Source organism: Nitratidesulfovibrio oxamicus (assembly GCF_015731765.1).
Taxonomy (GTDB): Bacteria; Desulfobacterota; Desulfovibrionia; order Desulfovibrionales; family Desulfovibrionaceae; genus Cupidesulfovibrio; species Cupidesulfovibrio oxamicus.
This window is the reverse complement of sequence record NZ_VRYY01000443.1, coordinates 1-1,996: the sequence shown is the minus strand read 5'-3', so window position 1 is coordinate 1,996 and position 1,996 is coordinate 1. Positions and strand designations below refer to the sequence as shown.

The 1,996-nt window shown below is 69.6% G+C and carries 1 protein-coding gene; it reads left to right on the top strand.

The window, feature by feature from the left end:
• Positions 1-1,815 (top strand): PAS domain S-box protein (locus FVW20_RS13750; protein ID WP_196610059.1); only part of this gene is annotated, 1,815 nt, incomplete at its 5' end.
• Positions 1,816-1,996 lie beyond the last annotated feature (181 nt).

The window sequence follows — 1,996 nt, the reverse complement described above, 5'->3', positions numbered from 1 at the left end:
GCCAAGGACGGCGGCTGGAGGTGGATGCTGGCGCGGGGCCGCGTGCTGGCCCGGCGCGAGGACGGTTCTCCCGCGCGGGTGGTGGGCACGCACATGGACATCACCGCCGCCGTCAGCCAGCGGCTGGCCCTGGGCCGCAGCGAGGAACTGTTCCGGGGCATCTTCAGCACCGCATCCGTGGGCATCGTGCTGCTGGACCGCTTCGGCCTGCTGGTGCGCGTCAACGATGCCTGCGCGCGCATGCTGGGCTACGACACCGACGAGATGCGCGGCCAGCACTTCAGCCGGTTCATGCACGACGATGAAACCCCCCTGGCCGCCACCACCCTGACCGGCCTGCTGGACCGCACCCTTGCCGCCAGCCGCCTGCAACACCGCCTGCGCAGCAAGGACGGCGGCTACCTGTGGACCGACATCAGCGCTTCGCCGCTGGAAGGACCCAACGGCGAGGTGGAAGCGGCCCTGGCCATCATCGTGGACATCAACGAGCAACGCGTGGCCCAGCAGGCTCAGGAAGACAGCGAGCGGCGCTACCGTGCCCTGTTCGAGAACGCCCAGGTGGGCATTTTCCGCACCCGCATTTCCGACGGCAGATTTCTGGAAGCCAATAGCCGGATCATTGAAATGTACGGCTGGCAGGACCGTGCGGAATTCATGGAAAAGATGCGTTCCACCGAATGGTACGTGGACCCCGGGGCTCGCGGCCGCATGGTGACCACGCTGCTGCGCCAGGGGGAATTCCGCAACATCGAGGCGGAAATGCGTCGCCGCGACGGCAGCACGGTGTGGTTCGAGTATTCCGGCAAGCTGGACGGCGACACCGTCATCGGCGTGGCCCAGGACGTCACCCAGCGCCGGGCTGCGGAAGCGGCGCGCCAGCGGTCCGAGGCGCACTACCGGTTGCTGTTCGAGGCCGCCGCCGACGCCATCTTCCTGCACGACCCGGAGGGGAACTTCCTGGACGTGAACGAGGTGGCCTGCCGCCGCCTGGGCTACACCCGGAGCGAACTGCTGGGCATGACCCCGCAGGACCTGGACGCCGAGGAGTTCGCCCAACTGGTCGAGGGTCGCATCCGACAACTGCGCGAGGAAGGGTCGCTGACCTTCGAATCGGCCCACCGCACCCGCAACGGCACGGTCCTGCCCGTGGAAATCCACGCCAAGCTGCTCGATTTCGACGGCAAGCCCGTGGTGCTCAGCATCGCGCGGGACATCACCGACCGCAAGCGGCTGGAACAGGCCCTGATGCGCGAGGCCACCACCGACCCGCTGACGGGCATCCGCAACCGGCGGCAATTCTTCGTGGACGCGGAACGCGAGATGGGCCGTGCCGTGCGCTACGGTCGCCCGCTGGCCGTGCTGATGCTGGACCTCGACCGCTTCAAGCGCGTCAACGACCGCTTCGGCCACCACGCGGGAGATGCCGTGCTGCTGGGGTGCGTGCAGGCCTGCCAGCAGGCCCTGCGCGATACCGACATCCTGGGGCGGCTGGGCGGGGAGGAATTTGCTGCGGTGCTGCTGGAAACGGACCTGAACGATGCGCTGATCGCCGCCGAGCGGCTGCGCAAGGCCGTGGAGGAAATGGACGTGCCGTTCAGCGGGCAGCGGTTGCGTTGCACGGTCAGCATCGGTCTGGCCCTGCGGGGGCCGGAGGACAGCACGCTGGACGACATCCTGCGCCGGGCGGATTCGGCGCTGTATGCCGCCAAGGAGGCGGGCCGCAACCGGGTGATGCTGGCGCGCGCCGTCAACGGCGGGGCGGAGGACCAGAACCGCCGCTGGAGCAGCGGCGGGGTGCAGCACAGCGGGGACTGACTGCCAGGCCCTGTCCCCTGGGGGGCCGGGCCGTCAGGCCGGGCGCGGGAGGGAGATGACGCGGCAATGCTGGACGGGCGCTTTCCGGAGGGTTTCCGGAAGGCGCCCGTTGCGTTGTTGACGGAGCGGGCGTGCGGGCTGGCGCAGCGGCTGCGTCGCCGGCAGCGGGGGACCGTGGCGC